The organism is Legionella drozanskii LLAP-1 (assembly GCF_001467585.1).
GTDB lineage: Bacteria > Pseudomonadota > Gammaproteobacteria > Legionellales > Legionellaceae > Tatlockia > Tatlockia drozanskii.
Map to the genome: position 1 here is coordinate 521,035 of NZ_LNXY01000027.1, position 22,769 is coordinate 543,803.

Here is a 22,769-nt window from a genome sequence, read left to right on the forward strand (position 1 = left end):
TCATTATTGCGGTATGACCTTAACGGTATTATTCTCAATTGGATCAGGTGCAAGCAATGGCGTTGCCGAGTAATTCGGCTCATCCATTGGTTTTAATTGGATCGGTGGAGTAATGCCACTTGTCGCATAAAAATCACGTTCAGGTTGGTGGAAATAGAGGTAGTAAATAGCCAGTCCTAATAATATATTGATAATCAACGAAATAATAAGAGTTCTTCCTCCCATTCGATAAGTGCGAACATAAAAGGATTTAGAATTTATTATTGTATTCCAAGTCTCTCGACTCATCGCTGCCTCATCTAAACAATTGCATCTCTGAAAGTAATCTCGATGCGTGAATTAGGTGATTTATCACCACCCGAAGTGTACCCCATTATCGGTTTATCACTTCCCATTCCTTCGGTAAAAATAAAACGACTATCAATGCCTTGTGACCATAAATAATCGCCAACCGCTCTTGCTCTCGCTAATGTTAAAGCATGTTCACGTCTCTCGGAAACATATTTCCCACTAAAACCGGTAATATTTACAGCAACTTTACGGAATTGCTTTAAAAACCGCACCACATTATTGAGTAATCCATAAGAAGCCCAGGTTAATTGAGGGGATTGGTTTGGAAACAGTGAAGCAGAAGGGATACTGATTAAATAATCTTGACCTATAGTAATGACGGCAACACCGCAGCGCTTAAGACTTTTTTGCAATCCTATTATTGCTCTATCTTCTGCGCCTTCTACTTTATAGGGTAACTTCAAAGCCTCGCCTTCCAAAGGACGATACACCCTTAACTTCCCACACCCCGTTAGGATTATAAGTGCAAGTAGAGTAACAACATGCCATGTTGAAATAGCAAATAAACCAACACGCAATCGTCTCACCTAAACCCCTCAGATTCATTAAATATAGACCTACCCATAGTAATGAAATAAAAACATACAAATCATTGCGTTACAAGCAGTTCTTGAAAATTCTAATAATTAAGCTAAGTTCCATGGCAAAGAAAGCAATATTTGCTCTACCATGATTAGTTCCATTGTTTGGTATTTGTAAGCGCTGGGTTTTTGCGGCAATAATCTGCGTTAGTATTAGCTTAAGATTAGGTTTCTTCTTGAGCCTTAGCTTTTGCTTTTTCCCGTTCGCTGGCAATCTTATTTGCAAGCTCACTCACCATGAGCGTTAAGTCCTCAGGATTAATCGCATCACGTTCATAGGGGGGATAACTTGTTGCCATTTGGAAATCTTTGATTAATTCATTGGCCACGGTTCCAGCATATTTATCTTTTGCTCCACTGGCCCGCTCAACGGCAGAAAGATAATTCCTCGTCTCATTAATCGGCAGTAAGGGCATTGAAAATTGTTCAATATCTTTAACCAATAATGGTAAGCCAACTCCAGAACGACGCAGTCTACTAAAGATAGTCAATGCCCCCTCTTCCTCTTCTTCAACTAATTCTTCGATGGGCTCAGGTTCGTGGAAACCATGGAATGCCAGCAAGGCTGCTACACCCCGTTCAATAGGCTCAGTAATATTGGATTCGTGCAGCGCTTTAGTAATTAAGGTAATTTCTTCCGTTTCAACGGTTTTGTCGATACTGAGACTACCGCTGTCCAATACTTGTTGGAAGCCAGCAAGTTGTTTCTGTAATTTAATTAAATAATCATCGGGTGGTGGTTCAACTTTTAAGAATTGATTCAGCTTCAAGTGCTTAACTGGCGACGGATTAGCATAAAACATCCGCGCTCGCACAATCTTGGATTTGAAGAAGATATGCGCCTCACCTTCGGTTTGATCTTTTAAATCTAATAAATCGATACGAGAGCGTTTTTCAAAAGAAGAACTTTTCGTATCCATATAGCTATTGGCAATGCTCGTATCTTTGGTTTGGAATGAATCCACTTTAGTTACATACGCTTCGCCTGCAGTTTTGGTGAAAAAGTCCCAGGTTTCTCCTGGGTCCTCAAGCTTCATACAAATTTTTATGTTGGTATTCGCACCGATTGAAGCGGCTTCTTCTTTTGACGCTTTTTGGAATGCAGGTAAATCTTGTCCTGCAAAAATTGCGGAGAAGCCAAGCGAACGCGCCTGCGCAGGTACAACAGCAAAACCTTGTACGGCGTAATAACCATACTCATCCAAAATACACATATAAGGGGTAGGTGCATTGGTGGGTTTTCTTAAAATAACATCGCGATAATCACCTTCCACTTGATCGCCCAAACCTGCAGCCATCATTGCTTTTAAGGAAGAGACAATGACCTTGCCTAAGTTGGATAATTCATCGGGTGATTTTTCCAAAGCAGGTAACAACACAACCAGAATACGTCGGTTAAGTACAACGTCTTTAAAGTCCACTTCTGCTAAATTAGTTCTAATGATATGGCCATAAGTATCGGCAAGTGATGAAAATACCCGCACCAACTGCATGGTAATAAAACCATGCTGCTCTAAAACCTGTGAAACTTGCTTACCTTTTTTCTCTTTATTGTAACCTGGTAAGTTGAAAACATAGTTACGCAGCGGATCCGTAACTAGTTTAGGTACTGATTCAATATTGATGCTTTCCTGTTCATCACGTGGAAAGACTTTGTCGATCACTATCGCCTCTAAACGTTGTAGATCAAAGTAATTTCTTATGGTATTTGCATCAAGTAAAAGAGCGCCCTCATCGCGCATGTAGACGAGCAATTTCATCAGTGCTTCAACGAAACTAATCGCACGACCTTTCCACATATCGCCGTCAGATGACTGCTGAGAAGATCCCATCAAACTGACTACAAGCTGAGTTAACATGCTTGAGGAGCCCTGACAGAAAGGGTTAAGTGTATTGGATAGACGTTTTTCTTGAGGGCCAATAATATCTCGAGCACCTGTCATGAAGTTAATCAGCAATAAATCGTCTTCTCGACCCATGCTGCGCACCATGGAAAACACTTTAGCATAGAGAGAGTTATCTCCTTTTCCATCGACATAAATAAAACCACTTGCCTGCACTAAGGCATTGTAAGCGAGTGAAACTAAAGCTTCCGTTTTACCGCTACCGGTAGAACCAAAAATTAACGCATGAGTTCTTAAATCGTCGTTAGCAAACCATAATTCTTCATTGGTTTTTCGGTCATTACCAAAAAAAGCAATACCTCGGGCAATATTCGGAGTGCCCACTCCAGGCTTTAAGTCATTGTAATCTTTCACTCTGGCAATTTGAGGCAATCTAAAGGGTAATTTTTGTTTGCGGGAATAGCTAAAAAGAAAAAATAAAAATCCCAAGACCAGGACTAAACTTGCAATTTCAGGAAGATAGTAAGCAACGGCCGCTGCGGAAATTAAAAAAATAGATACATTAGTTGGGTCAGAAAAAAAATCACCCATACGTTGGCCAAGAGTACGAGTGTCCCTTAGCAATAAAGTAGGATCTATTTCATGACGCGAATCTATACCACGCATTACGGCTCTAACTCCTGCAACTCTTTTGGGGTCAATTTAACTTCTTTCACAGCCAGTTCGAGTGCTTTAATTGCTTCATCAATCATGGGTACTAACGAACGTCTACCCATTTCCTTCTCAGCCCTCCAATGAGCAAAAGGCCCGCCTACCTCTGCGAAAGGAGTTTGTCTACCAATACTATTAAGCATATACCATAATCGACGATCGAGGGGTTTTAACCACAAAAACTCTGCGGTTGGAACCACACCATCCTCACGTGCTCCTGCTAATAGAGAAGCTAACACAGTTAAAAGATAAGCGTGTTTCGCTATAATTTCCTGTACATTTTCCGAATTCTGGTACTTCCTTAATACCGGTCTTGCGACACTGAAGTCAGGTTTTCCAGCCGTACAGGTTTTATCTAGTGTTTCTAAAACTAAGGTGGCTGCATCCCTATCCCGATTCATACGAGCCATAAACACAGCCGCTAAAGCATAGGCTTGTGGAGAACAGCGCTCAAATCCATCCCAATAAGGACCTAATTGCAAAGTAAATACTCTTTTAGCATCCCCTTTTCTAATTCCGGCAGTCATTTCTTGCCCAGGAACGGGATTATCTAAAATTGCATCCTCTTTCTTTAGAAGATGATATCTACGCGCAAATTCCATAGGAGTTAGCGCCATTGCCCAGGGGCCTTTACTGATATCACTATTTGTTAAATCCTCTTTGATAATTGGCATAATCGCAAGCCAGTTATGTTGTTCCTGGGCGCGTAAGCTTTTCATATTATGGGCTTTACGAAATTTAAGGGTAATATCTGATTTATAAAGAAAAATAGCGAGTACAATGAGTATAACAACCACCGGATAGCGAATGTAATCGCCTACACTTCGAGTTAATCCAACAAATTGCTCCCAGTCAACTGTTGCGGGATCAATGGTCTGCATGACATAAACATTATTTTCTAATTGAGGATTACTAACAAAATACCCAACCAATTTGGCCTGCAATACATTCAGATAAAACACAAAGGCAACGATGTATTCATGCGCGCTTTTCCAAATGATAAAGGCAGTAAGGAACAGCAGCACCGTAATCCATACGGGTGCCATCGAATTATCACTACTACCACCGCCTTGCTGTTGTGATTGTTGACCCATGCAATTTTCAATAAACTGATTATAAATTCAAGTATATACTTTGTTTTACTGCCACGCGACTATTCAACTTACTCTGATTGAGTATTTTTGACTAAGCGGCCCTTAAAATAATGATAAGTACCGGATAGATGAACAAATCGCGTTATACTTTCCAAATTGATAGCATGACCTTTAAGAGTTAATAGAGGCTTGCCAAACTTATCTAATGGTATCTTATCTGGAGGCATCGTTAATATGTCTGCCTCGTTGATATAAATAGCCACATAGGCTTCATTAGCCTTGTTTTCTTTTGATTTAATAGAAAATTGGATTGCTTCTTCATCGGAATAGATTGGCCGGGCAATAATTTGCCGAGATAGATTAGCGAGGATACGCTCCCAACATTGTATGTTAGATCCCTCAGAAGAATAGAGAGAAATAAATACTTCTAATTGACCGGGGCGCGGTACAACTCGATTAATATGATGGGTTTCAATTTTTGGGGTATCTGAATGGGCACCACTAACATGAGAAGCAAATTTATCACGTATTTCTTGAAGATTCTTACCTATTACACGTAAAAAATTTGACTCTTCCCAAGGACCTGCCTCCAATGCTTCATCTAAAGCGGCTAGAATCGCATTAGCTTGTTCTTTCGTTAATTCATCTTTCATAGCATAAATAAAGGTAACATCAGATCCACACTGATAAAATTAAGTTTCTAAAGAAATTATAACAGTATTCAGCCTCTAACGCTGAGTAACTGTTAGCTACATGGAAGATCTTGGTGAACTTGAAGTTATTTCTTCTTGTTCAGCTTCGACTTTGACCTCTTTCTCGTTACCGCTTGTATTACCATGAATCGTATTGTAACATTTTTTTACAACTTGCTTTGCTAAATTATGTGTTTCATTAGGTCGAATCGCGTCCATTTTCTCTATTTGGGTCAATAATGTCCTAATTCCACGCGCTACTTCAGCACCTAGCGTCCTAGAAATTTGTTCAGTACTCTCTTGCGCAGAATTTTCTTTTTGTTCTCTGTGCAGATTACTAAAATGAGCATAAGGATTTATTGGCATAATAAACGGTACTCCAACACCAAATTCTAATTTAGTATAACGATACCAAATATTTCCTTAAGTTAAACTTAAAGAGGGTTAAACTTTCACTTTTTTTACACTTTGTTTGATAAAAACAACTAATCATACATTAACTCGTCTAAAGGGGTGTAGTCCTTGCTCGGACCTCCTTGAATTAACTCATTTAATACATCCGTCATACATAGTAAACGCAAGGAATTAGGTGTTACTTCATCAAACACCACCCGGATGCCTAACAATGCATTTTCTGCTTCATCGAAGGTTGCACCTAAGCCATACCCAAGACATAGCGAGCAGAGCTGGTCAGCACGCCGAGCTATCGCTGGTAGTAAGCCAGTATCAGCAAATACTTCTTCAAAACTAACAAAACGATCATTTAAATAGAATTTCGCATTTAAGGCGGCTGCAATTTTAATCAAAGATTTACGAATATCAGTTTCCATTACTTCCACCAAGGTTGTGATGAACGCATGGAGCCAGCCAGTAAACTTCTAAGCCAACGCAAAAAAACCGGAACGGTAAACCCATAGTGTTCAATAACGCCAAAAAAAACAGCAGAGAGAAGAACTAAAACACCGGTCCAAACCCTTATGTGCATTAAAAAAAGGAAAATAGGGAAAGCGGCTCTTGCATCGACTAGGAAGAAACGAGCATTTCTAGCTGAATCGCGCCAGTGTGATGTTTCAGCAAAACCTGCCATAAAAACCTCAAGGATGAAAAAACAATATAAATTAAGTATATCGTCCAGTGTTGAGAATTCAAGGGGATAGAAAGGGAACAAAGTTTAATGTGGTACTTTCTCATCTCAAAGAATTTGTTGGGACAAGGCCCCTGAGGTATCGTCACTTTTTTTTAACAAAAAAATAGGTGTTGCTCCAACCAGTAGCTCGATCCGTTCGGGCTGAGTCCTTCGATAGCCTCAGGATGCTCAGGTGCGCGTAGCGCTGTCTCGAAGCCTTGGTTCAGTAAAACACTGGATTTGGCTCGAAATATTATTCAAAAAAAAGTGACGACCTCAGGACAAGGCCCAACGCTGGCTACAGGATTTTGTGCCTGCAGGCTGATCCTTGGCACAACATTCATTAGTTAAATTTTGTAAGAGTACTTATGATTTGGGAGTAAGAGTAGGACCACCCTTTTTAGGTGTAAGAATCGCTTTTAATTCATCACCTAGGTTTAATTCATTTCCTTTTGGCTTGATAAGGTTACGAGCAAGGGCGGGTGCAGTAGCAGGATTTCCTAAAGAAGAATTAATAGTTTGTGCTGGAGCATGCTTTTTCTTTTTATCTGCTGCGGCGGCATCATGTGTATTGCTTTTTTTCTGTGCACTCGGTGACTTAGCCGGCTTTAATACTAAGCCTCCTAAAATATTTAAAGTGCTGCTGCCCTTTGCCATGATTAGCTCCGAAGAGAATTTTGATAATTTCATCATAACAGTAAAATATTAAGGTTTTCTTAAGATATCTTAAGAAATTACAAAAAATTTGCTTCTGCAGAAGACGAATCTGGGAAAAAGTTCGCTAAATTGCGCTCTAAAGAAGGGTAATCAATTTTGCCCGAGGCTAATAATGGAATTTTAACGTTTGAAAAAATGGCCTGAGGAACAAGTATTTCAGGATATTTTTGTGCATGCACATGATGAACAAAAGCCGATTTGCTAGCCTCAGAATATTCTGAGAAGAGAATAATCTGCTCTCCTCTGCGAGGACATTTTCTACTTAGAGCCGCATGCAACTGTTCCGGCCACAATGCGGAAGCGATTGACTCAACCACCGATAAAGAAATCATTTCACCGCCCAATTTAGCAAAGCGTTTCACTCGACCGTTAATAAATAAAAATCCATCCTCATCTGTACTGACAATGTCACCGGTGTCATACCATCCATCATTTTCAATGGATTTGCTCATATCCTCAGTCAAATAACCCGCCATAACATTGGGGCCGCGAATAAATAGCCGTCCTCCTTGCGCAATTCCTTCGACAGGTTCGATACGATATTCGATGGCTGGCAACACTAAACCTATACTATCTTCTCTCGAGGCGAGGGGGCAGTTGAGTGAAATCACTGGTGAAGCTTCTGTTGCACCATAACCCTCATAGATTTGGGCCTTAAATCTTTCTTGCCAATGATGTATTGTTTCGGGTTTAACTTTTTCCGCTCCTGCAAAAATATAACGTAAGGAACGAAAATCTTCTGGTCCAGCTACGCGAGCATATCCTGTTAAAAAAGTATTCGTGGCAAAGAAAATGCTCGCTTTAGTTTCATAAACTAGTCCTGCAATTAGTTTAAAATGCAAAGGCGAAGGATAGAAAAAACAAGAATTTCCTACAAGCAAAGGTACAATAGACCCTGCGGTTAAACCAAAACAATGAAAAATAGGCAAGGCGTTAAAAAAGATATCTTGAGAAGAAAAATCGACTCGCGACATCATTTGATAACAATTGGCCAAAATATTTTTATGACTTAAGGGCACCCCTTTGGGCACACCCTCTGAGCCTGAAGTAAATAACACCAAAGCGGTATCTGTTGGCTTAACGGCTTTACCAACCAGAGAGTAAGTTAAATTCGGCAATACCGCTTTTAACAAACCTGCAACTTTGTGAAATAAGTTAATTTTAGGGGCAAAATCTTCAAGATATTTTAATTTAAATCCCGCAGTGCGTAACTCTTCCACTAACCCTTCCAGTTTGGCTGTTTGAATGAATTGGCGCGAAGTGTAAATAGTTTTAATCCCCGCAATTTGACAGACTGAATAGAGATTATAAAAACCACTGCTAAAATTTAGCATCGCTGGAACTCGTCGATACACTTGTAAAGCAAAAAGACTAACTATTCCAGCAATAGTCGATGGCATCATCACACCAACAATTTCAGCAACTTGCGTTTCATTTTTAAATTGTCGTCCTAGAATAAAGCAACGTGTGATAAATTGGCGAAAAGAGATAGGCTCGCGCTTACTATCTTCAATAAGAGCTGATTGTTTACTGGCGTGTTTTGCACCTTGAAGTATCGCAGAAAAAAGAGATTTTTCTGGATTAAAATTTGCATAACTCATTTCGCTCATTAGTAGGAACAGCTTCCTGCCAATCCGTTTTTCATCTTTCGACCTGTTCGGTTCAGCAATAAAAGACAACCCTCTCATCACATGAAGCGTAATTTTGGGAAAAAAATGAACGGCGTACTTATCTTTAGCAAGCGAAAACAAACTGTACTGAGCGCCCTCGATCCGCACAGGGTTAACTTTCCTCTTCAAATGCCCCAAGACAAATCCATACTCATCAAAACTCTTCACTTCTTTTGTGAATTCTTGCGGGAATAATACCCAGGATTTTCCAGACTGAAGCGCATTGATTAGCAATTGCTTATCTAACAACTTCGACAGATCAAGAAAAATGACTTCAGCGAATAAGCACAGAATCCTAACCCATAGCTTATTCCTGAGTCGCGGAGGAAGTACAAAACTTAGTCGCTCAGAAAAAAATAAGGTCAACAATAGCGGATCAATCTTCGAGGCGCAATTTGCAATGATGATAGCGGGTCTGTCGAGTTGATTGTGGTCATTTTTGATTGTTACTCGAAACCATGCACTTAAAATGAGTTTAATCAGCCGATGCATTGGCTTTGCTAAGAATGTCTGCCAATTCCTTTCTAACATGTTTTTAATCCCAAAAGGGGTTAGTCTAAAATCTAGCATTTTTGAGTATATACCTAATTGCCCTAACCATTGCAATACTTGCCCAAAATACTGTGGTGTAATAAAGTGGAGGGCATGTGGCTTAAACATCAAAATCTAAAAACGCTTGCTCTTTTAATAATAATAGTAGCGTTCATCATCTGTGCGATAGTTTTTCAAGAGAAAGTGCCGATTATTCTTAATAAGATTAAAGGATTAGGTTGGCTAGCACCTATTTTGTTTCTGTTGATTTATTGTCTTGCTAGTATTTTTCTACTACCTACCATGGTTTTGACCCTTGCAGGAGGCGCTTTATTTGGTCCCTTGCTAGGCACCCTATTTAATTTGATGGGTGCAACACTCGGAGCTGCATCTGCCTTTTACATTAGTCGTCATCTAGCTATTGATTGGCTGGCCGCTAAACGTGGGCCTAAGTTAGAGAAGTTAATTTCACAAGTGGAACGTAGCGGTTGGCAATCGGTTGCTTTGCTACGTTTACTACCTGTACCCTTTAGTTTAGTGAATTATAGTTTAGGAATGACTCGCATCAAATTTAGTCATTATGTAATAACCACCTTCATTTTTTTAATTCCCGGTGAAATTATTTACACTTATTGTGGACATGTAGGGATGGATGCGCTTACTCGTCCAGCGCCATTTTATAAAAATATCAGCCTTCTTACCCTGCTTAGTTTAGTGATACTTTTTCTAGTATTTAAGCTTGTCAGTCATTATCACCAGAATTGTAAAAAATAATTAGCCCCGATCGTCAACCAATAATTGTGAAAGTAATGGCAGCATTGGATGATTCACATTAAACAGTTGCCCATCAAAAGAACGAACCGGTTGTAGTCCTTGTAATGCATTGCAAGTAAAAGCGGCATCCGCTTGCATCAAATTCTCTTTCGTTAATTCACGCTCTGAACAATTCACTCCGCGTTGTTTGCAAAGAACCAATAATCGCCCTCTGATTATTCCAGGTAAAACACCGCTTTGGGTGGGGGGAGTTATTAGACAATCATTTTTGATGATAAAAAAATTAGCCACGGAAGTTTCAGTGGCATGATCTTGAAAATTAAAAAATAAGATTTCATTGGCCTTCGCTGTCTCGGCACCGCGACGAGCAATAATCGCTTCTAAATAGTTTATCGATTTCAATTGATAAATGGGATTTTTTTCATCGCGTCGCCAGGGAGCACTAATAAGATCAAGTGCTTGTGAATTTCTGCTGTAGTGGAATGCGTTAAAAATAAGATAGGTTTCACTGCCTTGTGCAACTAAGCCCCGCGGTGCTCTACCGCCACTTAAAATAACTTTAACGCCCCCTTCTTGTATTTTTTTTAAACGAATACAGTGCTTAAGATTTTCGAGCCACTGCTCAAAAGAAACCTCGAATGTTATACCCAAAAAAGCGGCAGCTTTTTTTAACCGCTGCCAGTGAGCTTTGGGATAACAAGGCTTCTTTTCTACAATCCGAATTGTCTCAAAAAGGCCCTCTCCTATAAAAATGCGATCATCGAGAGCAAAAGAAAAATCTGCCTCATTTTCTTGAATAAAAATGAGCGTAGGCATTAGCGCTTAATAATCCTCATCAAACTCATCTTTAAGCTCAGCCTCTAAACGCAGGTCATCTAGCTTATTCTCAAGTCGTCGACGTGCATCCATTGTCGAGTTTTCGCTTATTTCAATATCCACCTCTTCAACAGGATTAGCAAACGCATCACTCTCTACTAAATCTTCATCTTCTTCAAACATATCACTCATTTCAATCTCTCAAGGGTTAACTTATTCTATGAGTTAGATAACAGCAATAACTTTGCGGTATATACCTTATTTTTTTCATTCTGCCTAGATCTGAAAAAAAAATCTTTCATTTTTCCTGACTTGAACTTAGACCCATCCTACCTGAAGAACCTGTCATTTGATTTTTGTGCCTGAGAATTTTTAAAAATGCGAGGAATAGCAAGCTCTATTGCGATTTTTTAGATTTCTCAGGCGCAAAAAGCGATAGCAAAAATACAGGTTCTTCAGGTAGGATGGGTAAGGTATCTATCTGAGCAATAATCGAGTAAAAATGCCGAAAAATCAAACCATGTCTAATCGCTTTAAGCTGGCCCTTCGACGAAGTTGCCGACAAGTACGTGAAAAATTATCACTTGAATACCAGCATGCAGCCTCCGCAAAAGTTTGCACACGTATAAGCCACTTACACCAATATCGTCATGCTAAGCGTATCGCTCTTTATCAAGCAAAGGGTGGTGAAATCAACTTAAATCGATTATGGAATTCAGCTCCTCTTCAGGGGAAATTTTGTTATTTTCCCGTTCTTACTGAGGGTAAATCCTTATTATTTTTGCCTGCCACCCCTGCAACCCCTTTTGTTAATAATCAGTACGGGATTGCAGAACCCGATGTGGATAAATCTCTAGCTATAGCACCTAAATTGCTCGATATTATTTTTATGCCCTTAGTTGTTTTTGATCTTTATGGAACTCGACTAGGTATGGGTGCTGGCTATTATGATCGGACTTTAGCGAATGAGGATCATCCTATGCTTATTGGGGTTGCCTATGAATTTCAACGCTATCCTTATATTGAACCACAGACCTGGGATATTCCCCTCAAGGCAGTAATAACTGAACGAAACACGCACTGGAGTAAAAGAGAAAATGACTAAATATTGGTTAATGAAATCAGAGCCTTCCTGTTTTAGTATCGACGACTTACGTGCCTCACCCAATCAAACCACTCATTGGGATGGTGTACGCAATTATCAGGCACGTAATTTTATTCGCAATGAGATGTCAATTGGTGATCAAGTCTTATTCTATCATTCGAATTGTAACCCACCAGGGATTATTGGGATTGCAGAAGTCACCTCTAAACCTTATCCCGACTATACTGCTTTTGATCCGACTAGCGAACACCCCGATCCCAAAAGTAGTCCTGATAATCCACGATGGTTTATGGTCGATATTCGTTTCAAAGAGAAATTTAAAGAACTTATTCCACTAGATACCTTAAAACGCTACCCTGAACTTGAAAACATGCCTCTAGTTCGTAAAGGCAACCGCTTATCTGTTTTGCCTGTCAGTCGTGATGAATGGTTATTTATCACACAGGAGTTGAATGCGGGATGAGTGACAATGCCCGCGGGGATTCGCTATTAATGAGCTTAAAGCGCATCCCCCCCTACTTCGCCTGTCCTTACCCTAACTACCTGTTGTAATTCATAGACAAAAATTTTACCGTCACCAATTTTGCCCGTGTAGGCTGCTTTGCAAATAGCATCAATCGCTGCCTCAACCATATCATCGGCTAAAGCCAATTCAATTTTTATTTTAGGCAAAAAATCGACAACATACTCCGCGCCGCGATAAAGTTCAGTATGCCCCTTTTGCCGGCCAAAACCTCTTGTTTCCGAAATAGTGATACCGGGCACGCCAATTTCCATCAAAGCTTCATGAACGTCATCAAGTTTGAAAGGCTTGATAATCGCTGTCAGCATTTTCATAATTTATTCTCCAAAACGACTCGCACTAAACGGCTGTGGATTAGTTAGTAATTCCTCTCCGGTCATCATTTCCGCAATTAATCGTCCAGTCACAGGACCTAATGTCAATCCATGATGAGCATGTCCAAATGCAAACCAAAGCTCCTTGTGACGAGAGGCTTTACTGATAATAGGAAGCATATCAGGTGTACAGGGTCTAGATCCCATCCAAGGCAATTCTTCAAGTCGTTCAGTAATAGGAAAAAGGCTTCGTGCAATCGGTTCTACGGTATTAAGTTGTACCGGTGTTTTTTTCGAATCTCGCTTAGCAAATTCAGCTCCTGTTGTTATTCGAACGCCACGTGCCATCGGAACCACCATGTAACCATTCTCAATATCTAATACTGGGTGCGTAAGGCGCGTGTTTGGCTTAGCATTGTAATGCATATGATAACCACGCTTGACCGCTAGTGGAAAACGATAGCCCAGTCGAGAGCTCAACAGATCTGACCAGGGTCCTAAAGTAATCACAGCCGAATCGGCTTTGATTTGACCTTCTTTTGTTTTAACAGTCCATCGATTAGCTAAGCTAAGCGCATCGCCGAAAAAGAAGCGACCACCTATGCGTTCAAAATAGTTTGCATAGGCAGCTACTAATCCGCCAGGATCACTCACTGATTCTGATTCAGTGTAATGAAGAGCTCCGAGTAAAGTTTGATCAAGATCAGGTTCAACCTGACGCAATGAAGCCGCAGCTAAATGTTCAAATTGAATGCCGTGTTCATCTTGGCATTTTTCAGCAAATCGTGTTTCTGTATCTTGTACTTTCGCAGTTCTGAACACTTTTAGCCATCCGCCCGCACGCAATAAATGCTTAGCCCCAGCTAATTCAGCTAAGCGATGATGCTCGCTAACACTGTGTTGGATCAATGTTGCATAAGCTCGAGCAATTTGAGCATGCCGTTGAGGATGAGAATTAAACCAATATTTCCATAGAAAAGGTGCCAATTTTGGTATTGAACCTGGATGATATCTGACTTCAGGCGAGCGATTAAATGCATATTTAATCAGGGAGCGCATATCTCTGGGAAAAGCATAAGGGTAGACACCCTCACGTTGGATCAATCCAGCATTACCAAAAGAAGTCTCAGAGCCAGGAACTTTTAAATCAACTAAAGCGACCGAACACCCTCGCATGCGCAAATGTATCGCAACTGATACGCCAACAATTCCGCCACCAAGCACCATGGCATCAAATTTCATAGTTTAGAATCTCCCTTTACCGAATGAATTTGATTTTGCAAAAGTTATTATTGTGCACTAATCCATGAACTTACAACCTTTCCATGAAAAATAACAATTAGATTGATTGAAATTAAAAAAAACACCGAGAATTTTTTAAGAACAAATTTATAAATTATTGCTATTGTAAAATCGATATGTTGAGATTAATATGAATTAAAATATAATCGCTTTGTAAATAAATCAATCTTTATCTAGGGAGAGAATTATGCCTAAAATATTCTATCAATCATCATTACCCGTCTCCATTCCTCAAAAAAAGACAAGCCCTCAATATGCTCAAAATTCTTATCCTGTTTTCTTTTCTCCAAAACAAGAAGAGGCTGCCAAAGAAAGCGAAAGAGCAGAAAGCTTAATGCATAGAGTTGACCCAGATAGTCCAATGACTTCCTTACCGTTGTCTTCTTGTCTAGGAAGTTAAGCCTATTCATCGAGAAATAAAGCCTGCCGCCGATCTGCTAGTAGAATTACTAGCTAAGCATTGCTAGACTGTGCTATCACAACTATCATGCGGGAGTTTAGCAATGTTCGATCCAAAACAATTCGATGAGTTAGCCAAAAAACTGTTTTCTAGCTTACCAACTAGCTTTCAAAATTTTGAAAATGATATTCAACAAAAATTTAAGGAAATCCTGCAAGCAACTTTTGCTCGTATGGATTTAATTACTCGCGAAGAATTCGATGTGCAAACCAAAGTATTAGCAAGAACCCGTGAGAAATTAGACGCATTACAAGAACAGGTCGATGCCTTGTTAGCTCAACAGACAGCAAAACAAATCAAAGAGAAAAAAGCAAAGCCTTAATCAGCTATGAGCTGCTCAAATTATTCGCTAGGGGATAGGAACTCTTCTTAGCAGAGTAAAATTAGTCCAATCTTAAGGAAGATTTATGAATCTCGCTTTTAGCAAAACCCGTTCGACGGTAGGCATTCAGGCGCAACCTGTTTCTGTTGAAGTCCATTTATCTAATGGCTTACCCAGTTTTACTATCGTTGGCTTAGCAGAAACTGCCGTCAAAGAAAGTAAAGACCGCGTACGTAGTGCAATCATTAATAGTCAGTTTGACTTTCCTTGCCGTAAAATCACCGTTAATCTGGCCCCTGCTGATTTACCCAAATCGGGAAGTGGTTTTGATTTACCTATAGCCCTTGGTATTCTTGCAGCTTCGGGACAAATACCTCTCGACAAATTAGCCTCCCATGAATTTATTGGCGAACTCGCTCTCAGCGGTAATCTACGAGGCGTCTCTGCAATTATCCCTGTTGTGCTTGCCGCTCGTCGAGACCAACAATTATTAATTATCGCCACAGCTAATGCCGAAGAAGCATCGCTCGCGGGACCAAACAATGTTTATGCAGCAAACAATCTTCGCGAAGTATGCAGTTATTTATGCCAAGATACTCCATTACAAGCTCTTCCTCCTCAACCTCAGTCCGATTCTTCCAAGAATGCAATTGATTGGTCAGAGGTAAAAGGGCAAGCTCACGCCAAACTCGCTTTTGAGATAGCCGCTTGTGGGGGGCATAGCCTATTGTTAAGTGGTCCACCGGGTAGTGGGAAAACGATGCTAGCCAGACGTTTTAGTACTTTATTACCTCAATTAACTGAAACAGAAGCCCTTGAGTGTGCAGCAATTAATTCAATACATGGGCGACTGCCCAATTATAATGAATGGCGTTATCCACCGTTTCGCTCACCTCACCACACGGCCTCGCAAGCGGCCTTGGTAGGCGGAGGTAATCCGCCTAAACCGGGTGAAATTTCACTTGCTCATCGTGGGGTTTTATTTCTTGATGAACTACCTGAGTTTCATACCCGTGTTTTAGAAACATTGCGTGAACCTTTAGAATCGGGCCATATTTGCATTTCAAGGGCAGCAGCTCAAATTGAATTTCCTGCAAAATTTCAACTTATTGCAGCAATGAACCCCTGCCCTTGCGGTCAATGGGGGAATCCACAAGCAAATTGCGTCTGCTCGCCGGATCGTATTAATCGTTATTTGGCTAAATTATCAGCTCCGCTGCTCGATCGAATAGATATGCAAATTACTGTGCAAGCCCTCTCACAGGCCGAGTTGGTAAAACCTAGTGATAAAGAAGCGGAGCAAAGCCAGACAATCAAGCAGCGCGTAGAAAAAACTCGTCTTATACAATTGAACCGTCAAGCTTGTTTGAATGCGGAATTAAACACAAAAGATTGCGAACGATTTTGCGCCCTGAAACAAGAGGAACAACAATTTTTAAGTCAAGTTTTAGAGCGACTGAAATTATCAGCTCGGGCCTATCATCGTCTTTTGAAAGTAGCTAGAACAATTGCGGATATGAATGAGCTAGAGAGCGTTGAACTTGGCTGTCTACAACAGGCCTTATCGTTTAAGCAAACGATTAAAGCCTCGGTTTAGGTGCGTTACAACCTATTAGGTTGGACTTCGGCCCAACCTATTTTACCATCTAATCCGTTTTGATGACTTAGTTTTTATTCCTATGACTACCCACTTCTAGCTTCCTAATCATTTCATTTAATAGAGTTTGTAATTGATCAATTTCATTATTTTTGCACTGACTTATTGCTTCTATATCTTTCATGCTCATCAGATCGGCGTGATCGATTTCATTTTTTAACATTAAGATGGTATGTTTTAATTGTTCTTTAAAATCCTCTTTGGTTCTCGCAAGTTTTTCTTGTGTATCCAAACAAATTTCTTCCAATTCTGAACGTAGGTCAATAACAACTTTACTTAATTTTTGCTCTCCCTTTTCACGTTTTACTAAAGACATCTTTTTCTCCAAAAAGTTCTCCGCCAGGTAAGACTTCGAGTTAATAAGATTAAACAAAACATTCTATATAAAATATAGACTAATTTTTTAATCAAAAGAAACTCAGTTAATTTTCAGAACGTTAGTAATCTAGTTATTAAAATAAAAAGTAACTTTTTTTTTTGTGGCTATAATTTTTATAGCAATCAATTAATAACGGATTATTAATGGCTTATCAGAGAAAGTTATTTACCCAGACATCTAAGATTGACCCTCAAGAATTTGAGCAGCATTTATTTGACGAAACAGCGCTGCTTGAAGAGTGGTTTATTAAGCAAGATTTCATGGAGCGTGAACTAGCTATTGGTGCTGAAATTGAATTTTTTCTTCTTGATAAACACTACACTCCTCTCCCAAAAAACTTAACATTCATTGACTTAGTCAATCAACCTTTTTTAAAACCCGAGGTGGGCGCAGCTCAGCTTGAAATCAATAGTTCGCATTTCAGCTTAATCGGTGATTGCTTTAGCTCTTTTCATAATAATATTTTAGAGTACTGGCAGCGTTGTCTGCAGGTGGCCAAAGACCATAATTATCATTTGGCTCTCATAGGTACGCTACCCACCGCCACGAGTGAATATAATTCACTCAAGTTTATGACCAATAAATCAAGGTATCAAACGCTGACTTCTAACATGAAAAGTCTTTGTAAAGGAAAGATGCCAAAATTGCATATTGAAGGTCAAGAAACCTTATCAATAGTACCTAAATCGTTGGCAATTAGTGGATTAATGTCAGCCTTCCAGTTACATATTCAAGTTGGGCAAAGCCAATCGGTTCAATATTATAATATAGCCCAAGCAATTGCAGGCCCCATTTTGGCAATCACTGCTAATAGTCCTTTTTTATTTGGCAAGCAACTTTGGAGTGAAACAAGAATCGCCTTATTTGAACAAACCATGGCACTGCATTTATTTGGTCAAGAAAGCGGATTTACATCTTGTTTATTTGGCACTAATTATCTCCGGGATTCCTTTTTCGAATTATTCGATCAAAACTTTCATTTTTTTCCGCGACTGATGCCCGAAGTTTTCTTCAATTTACCGCCAGAAAAAATGGATCATGTGAAACGACAAAATGGCGTAGTCTATCGTTGGAACCGCCCTGTCATCGATTTCAATTCAGATTTAAAACCTCATTTACGTATTGAGCATCGTGGCCCATCTTGCGGGCCAACTGTTATAGATATGGTTGCCAATGCGGCTTTTTTTTATGGCCTTCTTTATTATTATGCCACTCAGACTGTCCCGATTGATCATCTCTTACCCTTCTATGACGCTCGTCGAAATTTTTTAAATGCTGCGCGCTTCGGCTTAAAAGCTAAATTTAGATGGTTTGCTAATCATGAAATCTCTGCATTAAAACTGTTGGAAGAATTACTCCCTTTATCTCATAAAGGTTTAGAGGCACTTGGGGTTTCTTTAATAGATAGTAAATTTTATTTGGAAATTATAGAACAACGAGTGAAAGCAAAAACCAATGGCAGCGAATGGCAAATCAGTTTCATCGAAAAATACGGCAAGGATTTCCATAATATGATGGGATGCTATTTGGATAATCAATATGAAGATCGCCCCATTTCAGAATGGAAACTATAAGGGAAAAAGGGGAACATAAGGCCCTTAAAGACCATTCTTTGTCTTATATGTCTTCAAGAGGTCTATTTAATCACAAATAAGTGAATCCAGGATTGCCATGCGCATAAACACACCATTAGCTACTTGCTGTAAAATAAAAGACTGGGAGCCGTCAGCAACCTCGCTATCAATTTCTACACCCCGATTAAGAGGCCCAGGATGCATAACCATTGCATCAGGCTTAGCATAATTGAGTGCAGCTTGAGTTAGAGCATATTCGCGACGGTAAGTGGCTAAATCCATCTGCTCATGTTCCATTAAGCGCTCATGTTGAACCCGCAAAGAGATCACGACATCAGCGTCAGCGAGTCCTTCTTTTAGAGAGTTAGTCACTCGACCATAATGAATTGTTTGCGGTTGCCAAATAGTGGGTGCCACCAAAGCCAATTCACCAACATTTAAAGTGGCGCAAAGACACTGTAGTGAATTGGCGACTCTTGAATGGCGAATATTTCCAATAATAGCAATCTTAATTTGACTCAAATCAGGTTTTCTTTCGGCAATAGTCATCAGATCTAACATGGCTTGGCTAGGATGAGCATGTTGTCCGTCCCCTGCATTGACTATATGAACTGGGTTCGTCAGTTTGTCTGCTAATTCCTTTTGCAATCCATCCTGGCGGTGCCTTATCACAAATACATTGATACCCATTGCCGACAAGGTATCGATGGTGTCTTCAATCACTTCGCCCTTAGCTTCCGAGGAGTTGTGCAAATCAAGATTAATAACCGACATGGACAGCCTTTTGGCTGCTAACTCAAAGCTTACGCGCGTTCGAGTACTGTTCTCATAAAAAAGATTCGCTACTGTATGTTGAGAATAGTTAGGCAATTGCCCGCCTTTTTTAAAATGAAGGGCACGCTCTAAGAGAGAGTTAATTTGCTTGCTTGAAAGTTGACTAATTTCTAAAAAATGCTTCATTGTCTTCACTTGGATGCTGCAGCCACTGCTCGAGAATAATGCAAGCAGCAAAACTGTCGACTTTAGATTGCTTAATTTTACGATACCCGCCTTTAGCAAACAACTGGGCACGTGCCTCAACTGTCGACAGACGTTCGTCCACTAAATGCACCGGAAGAGAGAAGCGTTGGTGTAACTGACGTGCAAATTCCCTCGCTGCTTCAGTTGTGTATAATTCTGAATCATCAATGCAGGTAGGCAAACCAACAATTAATGCTTGGGGACGCCATTCATTGATTATTTTTTGCACATCAAGCCAGTTGGGAACACCTTGCTTGGCATCCAGCGTCGTTATTGGCCGCGCACTGCATGTAATTTGCTGACCTATAGCAACACCGATTCGTTTGTAGCCAAAATCAAACCCTACAAAAAAACCTTCTGGCATGAACTCCCCTTTTAGATTTGAATAGTATTATTGAACTGATGGAAACAAAAGTGAGAGCCATTATTCCTATGCGTGACCGGCATGACCAGTTAATTCATTCATTTTAACGCCTATTGTCAAACCAGCATATTCCCATCGCTCAGAGAATGGTACTTCATATAGAAGCTCGGAAGAGAAAGGACAAATTAACCAAACGTTAGCAAGTACTTCCTTCTCTAACTGGTCTCCATTCCAACCCGCATAACCCAAGGTCACTAAAACATCTTTTGGCCCTGCATCAGCGGCTATTGCTCGGATGATATCATTCGAAGTTGTAACCGTCACGTCATCTCGTAGAGACAGACTCGACCGCCATCCCCCAATAGGACGATGAATAACAAAACCACGTTCAGGTTGTACTGGACCACCAAAAAGAAGTGGCATTTGATTGCGTTCGATCGATGTGGGCTGAATTTGCATTTGTTCAAAAACCAAGCTCAATGGAAATTGCATCGGCCGGTTAATAATTAAACCTACCGTTCCCTGAATATGATGTTCACAGATATAGATTACAGACCGTTCGAAATTAGGGTCAGTCAGGGAGGGCATGGCTATCAGAAGGTGGTTGGCCAATGAGGATTGATGTGCCATGTCTACCTCCCTATATAAGATCTCACTAGATTTAATTTAAGTATATACCAAATAAATTCACCTAAGTGATTTATTTTTAATCACAAGCTGAATTGACTTTTTTAGGTTTGTTGCAGGGTTGAATTTTGCACCCATCATGTAGTGCTGAGCAAAGGCCCAAGGCTCAATTCAACCATGCAACAACGCCCACCGGATACAAACACTTAAAACAAGTTCTCATTCACTTAAAACACGGTGTATACTTCTTATTCTCGAATAGGTTGTATAAGGATATTTTCGTGGAATCTATTGAACTTAAGAAGCGGGATGTATTTTTTTTACGAGCGTTAGAAACTGATGAGTTTCTCATCGTATTATTGAGTGTTGCTCTAATTGCTTTATTGGTTTCACTTTATCTCTGGGATAGAAACCAAAAAGAGCATACCGTTTTACGTAATTTTCCTATTATTGGTCATTTTCGCTATTTCCTCGAATACTTAGGCGTCTTTTTGCGTCAATATCTTTTTGCTGATGATAGGCAAGAACTCCCATTCAATAGAGCTGATCGTTCTTGGGTTTATCGAGCAGCTAAGAATTTAGATACCACCATTGGATTCGGCTCAACACGTCCTCTGCACAGCACAGGCACAGTTTATTTTGTGAGCGCTCCTTTTCCTCCCTTAGGAACGAATACAGCAGTCATTCGACCTGTCACCATCGGACCTTATTGCAGACATCCTTACACCTCATCCCATATTTTTAATATCTCTTCGATGAGTTATGGTGCGATTTCAAAATCAGCCATTCGCGCTCTTGCAAAGGGAGCAAAAAAAGCGGGCTGCTGGCTTAATACCGGCGAGGGAGGCGTCTCGCCTTATCATCTTGAAGAAGGTTGTGACATTGTGGCCCAAATTGGCACTGCGAAATATGGTTTTCGGGATGCAGAAGGTAATTTATCCGATGATCGCTTACGCGAAATGGCAGCACATGACTGTATTAAGATGTTTGAAATTAAATTAAGCCAAGGAGCCAAGCCAGGGAAAGGCGGGCTTCTACCTGCAATCAAAGTTACAGAGGAAATTGCGGCTATTCGCGGGATCCCGCCTTATCACGATTCAATTAGCCCTAATCGGCATACCGATATCGCAAATGTGGATGAGCTTTTGGACAAGATTGAACACGTTCGCCAAATTACTGGTAAACCCGTAGGCTGTAAATTTGTATTAGGAAGCTATGAATGGGTTAATGATCTTTGTTACGCCATTCATCAACGAGGTAAAGAGTTTGCTCCCGATTTCATTTCCTTGGATAGCTCAGACGGTGGTACCGGGGCTTCTCCACAAGGTCTTATGGATTACATGGGCATACCTATTCAAGAATCCTTGCCTAACCTTGTTGATATTCTCATTCTTTATAATTTACGAGAGCGCATTAAAGTCATTGTTAGTGGAAAACTGATCACTCCTTCTGGTGTGACCTGGGCACTTTGTGCCGGTGCCGATTTTGTCATTTCAGCGAGAGGATTTTTGTTTGCTTTAGGCTGTATTCAAGCAATGCAATGTCATAAAAATACCTGTCCTACAGGAATCACCACCCATGATGCCCGCTTGCAACGTGGTTTAGTCATTGAAGATAAAGCAGAACGTGTTTATCATTATGCGACGAATATGGCGCACGAGGTTGCTGTGTTATGTCATTCTTGTGGGGTTAATGAGCCGAGAGAATTACAACGCAGTCATGCACGTATTGTTAGGGAAGATGGTTTTTCTGTTTCGCTGGCAGAAATTTTCCCCGATCAACAGCCCTTACCTGAATACTTATAAGCGAACTAACCGTTCTTTTAATGCATTAACCAGCTCGGTTAATACTTCTTTTCGATAAGGGCTTGCAGGCAAATTGGGCTGCCAGATACTGTGGGGCCAAGCGATATCTTGTTTAAACCGTGCAACAACGTGGACATGCAACTGCGAAACAATATTACCCAAGGCACCGACATTTAACTTTTCTGGTTGAAAATATTCTTGCATGATCTTTGAAATCTCTGCAATTTCCTCAGTAAGAATTTGGCGCTGAGTCGGTGATAATTGATAAATTTCTTGAATATTTTCTTCTCTTGGCACCAAAATAACCCAAGGAAAATGAGCTTCGTTTTTAAAATAAACTCGCGATAACTTCCAATCCGTCAGCCAAACAGAGCTTGTTTCAATTCGATTATCTGTTGTAAAAACCATTC

General features: G+C 40.2%; 27 protein-coding genes. 8 read left to right on the top strand and 19 right to left on the bottom strand.

Annotated elements, in window-relative coordinates:
* Window positions 1–3: 3 nt before the first annotated feature.
* The 10 genes from icmM to Ldro_RS11475 all read right to left on the bottom strand — a co-directional run bounded on the left by icmM (window position 4) and on the right by Ldro_RS11475 (window position 9,317).
* Window positions 4–288, bottom strand: coding sequence for a type IVB secretion system protein IcmM/DotJ (gene icmM / locus Ldro_RS11430; RefSeq protein WP_058496542.1), 285 nt, complete (start codon window positions 286–288; stop codon window positions 4–6).
* A gap of 11 nt (window positions 289–299) precedes the next feature.
* A complete protein-coding gene (gene icmN / locus Ldro_RS11435) occupies window positions 300–878 on the bottom strand; it encodes a type IVB secretion system protein IcmN/DotK (RefSeq protein WP_238584009.1) in 579 nt (192 codons plus the stop codon).
* A 218-nt stretch (window positions 879–1,096) separates the two neighbouring features.
* Complete coding sequence (locus tag Ldro_RS11440) at window positions 1,097–3,442, bottom strand: TraM recognition domain-containing protein (RefSeq protein WP_058496543.1); 2,346 nt, start codon at window positions 3,440–3,442, stop codon at window positions 1,097–1,099.
* A complete protein-coding gene (icmP, locus tag Ldro_RS11445; RefSeq protein WP_058496544.1) occupies window positions 3,442–4,581 on the bottom strand; it encodes a type IVB secretion system coupling complex protein DotM/IcmP in 1,140 nt (379 codons plus the stop codon). The genes Ldro_RS11440 and icmP overlap by 1 nt, the downstream gene beginning before the upstream one ends.
* Window positions 4,582–4,649: 68 nt before the next feature.
* Window positions 4,650–5,234: a Dot/Icm secretion system protein IcmQ gene (gene icmQ / locus Ldro_RS11450; protein ID WP_058496545.1), complete on the bottom strand. Its 585-nt coding sequence runs from the start codon at window positions 5,232–5,234 to the stop codon at window positions 4,650–4,652.
* A 96-nt stretch (window positions 5,235–5,330) separates the two neighbouring features.
* The gene (locus tag Ldro_RS11455) at window positions 5,331–5,639 is read right to left on the bottom strand and encodes a hypothetical protein (RefSeq protein WP_058496546.1); all 309 of its coding nucleotides are present in this window, start codon (window positions 5,637–5,639) and stop codon (window positions 5,331–5,333) included.
* Window positions 5,640–5,758: 119 nt separating this feature from the next.
* Complete coding sequence (locus Ldro_RS11460) at window positions 5,759–6,103, bottom strand: type IV secretion IcmS family protein (protein ID WP_058496547.1); 345 nt, start codon at window positions 6,101–6,103, stop codon at window positions 5,759–5,761.
* The gene (gene icmT / locus Ldro_RS11465) at window positions 6,103–6,360 is read right to left on the bottom strand and encodes an IcmT/TraK family protein (protein ID WP_058496548.1); all 258 of its coding nucleotides are present in this window, start codon (window positions 6,358–6,360) and stop codon (window positions 6,103–6,105) included. Before icmT ends, Ldro_RS11460 begins: the two co-directional genes overlap by 1 nt.
* Window positions 6,361–6,765: 405 nt before the next feature.
* Complete coding sequence (locus tag Ldro_RS11470) at window positions 6,766–7,056, bottom strand: hypothetical protein (RefSeq protein ID WP_058496549.1); 291 nt, start codon at window positions 7,054–7,056, stop codon at window positions 6,766–6,768.
* Between the two features lie 77 nt (window positions 7,057–7,133).
* Complete coding sequence (locus Ldro_RS11475) at window positions 7,134–9,317, bottom strand: AMP-binding protein (RefSeq protein ID WP_058496550.1); 2,184 nt, start codon at window positions 9,315–9,317, stop codon at window positions 7,134–7,136.
* Window positions 9,318–9,431: 114 nt separating this feature from the next.
* On the opposite strand from Ldro_RS11475, the gene Ldro_RS11480 reads away from it, so the two are divergent.
* A complete protein-coding gene (locus Ldro_RS11480; protein ID WP_058496551.1) occupies window positions 9,432–10,091 on the top strand; it encodes a TVP38/TMEM64 family protein in 660 nt (219 codons plus the stop codon).
* Here the strand turns inward: Ldro_RS11480 and Ldro_RS11485 are convergent, their stop codons facing one another.
* Entirely contained in the window at window positions 10,092–10,907 is an 816-nt protein-coding gene (locus Ldro_RS11485) for an aminotransferase class IV (RefSeq protein WP_058496552.1), read from the bottom strand.
* A 6-nt stretch (window positions 10,908–10,913) separates the two neighbouring features.
* Window positions 10,914–11,099, bottom strand: coding sequence for a PA3496 family putative envelope integrity protein (locus Ldro_RS11490; protein WP_058496553.1), 186 nt, complete (start codon window positions 11,097–11,099; stop codon window positions 10,914–10,916).
* Window positions 11,100–11,409: 310 nt separating this feature from the next.
* On the opposite strand from Ldro_RS11490, the gene Ldro_RS11495 reads away from it, so the two are divergent.
* Both Ldro_RS11495 and Ldro_RS11500 read left to right on the top strand, forming a co-directional pair.
* Window positions 11,410–12,012, top strand: a complete 603-nt coding sequence (locus tag Ldro_RS11495; RefSeq protein WP_238584010.1) for a 5-formyltetrahydrofolate cyclo-ligase — start codon at window positions 11,410–11,412, stop codon at window positions 12,010–12,012.
* Window positions 12,005–12,475, top strand: a complete 471-nt coding sequence (locus Ldro_RS11500) for an EVE domain-containing protein (protein WP_058496554.1) — start codon at window positions 12,005–12,007, stop codon at window positions 12,473–12,475. Before Ldro_RS11495 ends, Ldro_RS11500 begins: the two co-directional genes overlap by 8 nt.
* Window positions 12,476–12,510: 35 nt before the next feature.
* On the opposite strand, the gene Ldro_RS11505 is transcribed toward Ldro_RS11500, so the two are convergent.
* Complete coding sequence (locus Ldro_RS11505) at window positions 12,511–12,849, bottom strand: P-II family nitrogen regulator (RefSeq protein ID WP_058496555.1); 339 nt, start codon at window positions 12,847–12,849, stop codon at window positions 12,511–12,513.
* Between the two features lie 3 nt (window positions 12,850–12,852).
* A complete protein-coding gene (locus Ldro_RS11510; RefSeq protein ID WP_058496556.1) occupies window positions 12,853–14,091 on the bottom strand; it encodes an NAD(P)/FAD-dependent oxidoreductase in 1,239 nt (412 codons plus the stop codon).
* Window positions 14,092–14,338: 247 nt separating this feature from the next.
* Between Ldro_RS11510 and Ldro_RS11515 the strand changes: the two genes are divergently transcribed.
* The 3 genes from Ldro_RS11515 to Ldro_RS11525 all read left to right on the top strand — a co-directional run bounded on the left by Ldro_RS11515 (window position 14,339) and on the right by Ldro_RS11525 (window position 16,530).
* A complete protein-coding gene (locus Ldro_RS11515) occupies window positions 14,339–14,551 on the top strand; it encodes a hypothetical protein (protein ID WP_058496557.1) in 213 nt (70 codons plus the stop codon).
* A gap of 103 nt (window positions 14,552–14,654) precedes the next feature.
* Entirely contained in the window at window positions 14,655–14,933 is a 279-nt protein-coding gene (ubiK, locus tag Ldro_RS11520; protein WP_058496558.1) for a ubiquinone biosynthesis accessory factor UbiK, read from the top strand.
* Window positions 14,934–15,018: 85 nt separating this feature from the next.
* A complete protein-coding gene (locus Ldro_RS11525) occupies window positions 15,019–16,530 on the top strand; it encodes a YifB family Mg chelatase-like AAA ATPase (protein WP_058496559.1) in 1,512 nt (503 codons plus the stop codon).
* Window positions 16,531–16,597: 67 nt separating this feature from the next.
* Here the strand turns inward: Ldro_RS11525 and Ldro_RS11530 are convergent, their stop codons facing one another.
* On the bottom strand, window positions 16,598–16,906 hold the full coding sequence (locus tag Ldro_RS11530) for a hypothetical protein (RefSeq protein WP_058496560.1): 309 nt from the start codon (window positions 16,904–16,906) through the stop codon (window positions 16,598–16,600).
* Between the two features lie 206 nt (window positions 16,907–17,112).
* On the opposite strand from Ldro_RS11530, the gene Ldro_RS11535 reads away from it, so the two are divergent.
* Window positions 17,113–18,543 carry a glutamate-cysteine ligase family protein gene (locus tag Ldro_RS11535; protein ID WP_058496561.1) on the top strand — a complete coding sequence of 477 codons (1,431 nt, stop codon included), beginning with the start codon at window positions 17,113–17,115 and terminating at the stop codon, window positions 18,541–18,543.
* 66 nt (window positions 18,544–18,609) lie between these two features.
* Here the strand turns inward: Ldro_RS11535 and Ldro_RS11540 are convergent, their stop codons facing one another.
* The 3 genes from Ldro_RS11540 to Ldro_RS11550 form a co-directional block, all read right to left on the bottom strand.
* Window positions 18,610–19,503, bottom strand: a complete 894-nt coding sequence (locus Ldro_RS11540) for an aspartate carbamoyltransferase catalytic subunit (protein ID WP_058496562.1) — start codon at window positions 19,501–19,503, stop codon at window positions 18,610–18,612.
* A complete protein-coding gene (gene ruvX, locus Ldro_RS11545) occupies window positions 19,481–19,927 on the bottom strand; it encodes a Holliday junction resolvase RuvX (protein WP_058496563.1) in 447 nt (148 codons plus the stop codon). Before ruvX ends, Ldro_RS11540 begins: the two co-directional genes overlap by 23 nt.
* A 66-nt stretch (window positions 19,928–19,993) precedes the next feature.
* Window positions 19,994–20,557, bottom strand: coding sequence for a YqgE/AlgH family protein (locus Ldro_RS11550; RefSeq protein ID WP_058496564.1), 564 nt, complete (start codon window positions 20,555–20,557; stop codon window positions 19,994–19,996).
* 278 nt (window positions 20,558–20,835) lie between these two features.
* Between Ldro_RS11550 and Ldro_RS11555 the strand changes: the two genes are divergently transcribed.
* The gene (locus Ldro_RS11555; RefSeq protein WP_238584011.1) at window positions 20,836–22,359 is read left to right on the top strand and encodes an FMN-binding glutamate synthase family protein; all 1,524 of its coding nucleotides are present in this window, start codon (window positions 20,836–20,838) and stop codon (window positions 22,357–22,359) included.
* Here Ldro_RS11555 and Ldro_RS11560 read toward each other — a convergent pair.
* Window positions 22,354–22,767: an HIT domain-containing protein gene (locus Ldro_RS11560; RefSeq protein WP_058496565.1), complete on the bottom strand. Its 414-nt coding sequence runs from the start codon at window positions 22,765–22,767 to the stop codon at window positions 22,354–22,356. The genes Ldro_RS11555 and Ldro_RS11560 overlap by 6 nt on opposite strands.
* Window positions 22,768–22,769 lie beyond the last annotated feature (2 nt).

Excerpts from the sequence above, each read along its gene's own strand:
- icmM (WP_058496542.1), bottom strand. The coding sequence starts at position 288 with ATGAGTCGAGAGACTTGGAATACAATAATAAATTCTAAATCCTTTTAT.
- Ldro_RS11440 (WP_058496543.1), bottom strand. The coding sequence starts at position 3,442 with ATGCGTGGTATAGATTCGCGTCATGAAATAGATCCTACTTTATTGCTA.
- icmP (WP_058496544.1), bottom strand. The coding sequence starts at position 4,581 with ATGGGTCAACAATCACAACAGCAAGGCGGTGGTAGTAGTGATAATTCG.
- icmQ (WP_058496545.1), bottom strand. The coding sequence starts at position 5,234 with ATGAAAGATGAATTAACGAAAGAACAAGCTAATGCGATTCTAGCCGCT.
- Ldro_RS11455 (WP_058496546.1), bottom strand. The coding sequence starts at position 5,639 with ATGCCAATAAATCCTTATGCTCATTTTAGTAATCTGCACAGAGAACAA.
- Ldro_RS11460 (WP_058496547.1), bottom strand. The coding sequence starts at position 6,103 with ATGGAAACTGATATTCGTAAATCTTTGATTAAAATTGCAGCCGCCTTA.
- icmT (WP_058496548.1), bottom strand. The coding sequence starts at position 6,360 with ATGGCAGGTTTTGCTGAAACATCACACTGGCGCGATTCAGCTAGAAAT.
- Ldro_RS11470 (WP_058496549.1), bottom strand. The coding sequence starts at position 7,056 with ATGGCAAAGGGCAGCAGCACTTTAAATATTTTAGGAGGCTTAGTATTA.
- Ldro_RS11475 (WP_058496550.1), bottom strand. The coding sequence starts at position 9,317 with ATGTTAGAAAGGAATTGGCAGACATTCTTAGCAAAGCCAATGCATCGG.
- Ldro_RS11480 (WP_058496551.1), top strand. The coding sequence starts at position 9,432 with ATGTGGCTTAAACATCAAAATCTAAAAACGCTTGCTCTTTTAATAATA.
- Ldro_RS11485 (WP_058496552.1), bottom strand. The coding sequence starts at position 10,907 with ATGCCTACGCTCATTTTTATTCAAGAAAATGAGGCAGATTTTTCTTTT.
- Ldro_RS11490 (WP_058496553.1), bottom strand. The coding sequence starts at position 11,099 with ATGAGTGATATGTTTGAAGAAGATGAAGATTTAGTAGAGAGTGATGCG.
- Ldro_RS11495 (WP_238584010.1), top strand. The coding sequence starts at position 11,410 with ATGCCGAAAAATCAAACCATGTCTAATCGCTTTAAGCTGGCCCTTCGA.
- Ldro_RS11500 (WP_058496554.1), top strand. The coding sequence starts at position 12,005 with ATGACTAAATATTGGTTAATGAAATCAGAGCCTTCCTGTTTTAGTATC.
- Ldro_RS11505 (WP_058496555.1), bottom strand. The coding sequence starts at position 12,849 with ATGAAAATGCTGACAGCGATTATCAAGCCTTTCAAACTTGATGACGTT.
- Ldro_RS11510 (WP_058496556.1), bottom strand. The coding sequence starts at position 14,091 with ATGAAATTTGATGCCATGGTGCTTGGTGGCGGAATTGTTGGCGTATCA.
- Ldro_RS11515 (WP_058496557.1), top strand. The coding sequence starts at position 14,339 with ATGCCTAAAATATTCTATCAATCATCATTACCCGTCTCCATTCCTCAA.
- ubiK (WP_058496558.1), top strand. The coding sequence starts at position 14,655 with ATGTTCGATCCAAAACAATTCGATGAGTTAGCCAAAAAACTGTTTTCT.
- Ldro_RS11525 (WP_058496559.1), top strand. The coding sequence starts at position 15,019 with ATGAATCTCGCTTTTAGCAAAACCCGTTCGACGGTAGGCATTCAGGCG.
- Ldro_RS11530 (WP_058496560.1), bottom strand. The coding sequence starts at position 16,906 with ATGTCTTTAGTAAAACGTGAAAAGGGAGAGCAAAAATTAAGTAAAGTT.
- Ldro_RS11535 (WP_058496561.1), top strand. The coding sequence starts at position 17,113 with ATGGCTTATCAGAGAAAGTTATTTACCCAGACATCTAAGATTGACCCT.
- Ldro_RS11540 (WP_058496562.1), bottom strand. The coding sequence starts at position 19,503 with ATGAAGCATTTTTTAGAAATTAGTCAACTTTCAAGCAAGCAAATTAAC.
- ruvX (WP_058496563.1), bottom strand. The coding sequence starts at position 19,927 with ATGCCAGAAGGTTTTTTTGTAGGGTTTGATTTTGGCTACAAACGAATC.
- Ldro_RS11550 (WP_058496564.1), bottom strand. The coding sequence starts at position 20,557 with ATGGCACATCAATCCTCATTGGCCAACCACCTTCTGATAGCCATGCCC.
- Ldro_RS11560 (WP_058496565.1), bottom strand. The coding sequence starts at position 22,767 with ATGGTTTTTACAACAGATAATCGAATTGAAACAAGCTCTGTTTGGCTG.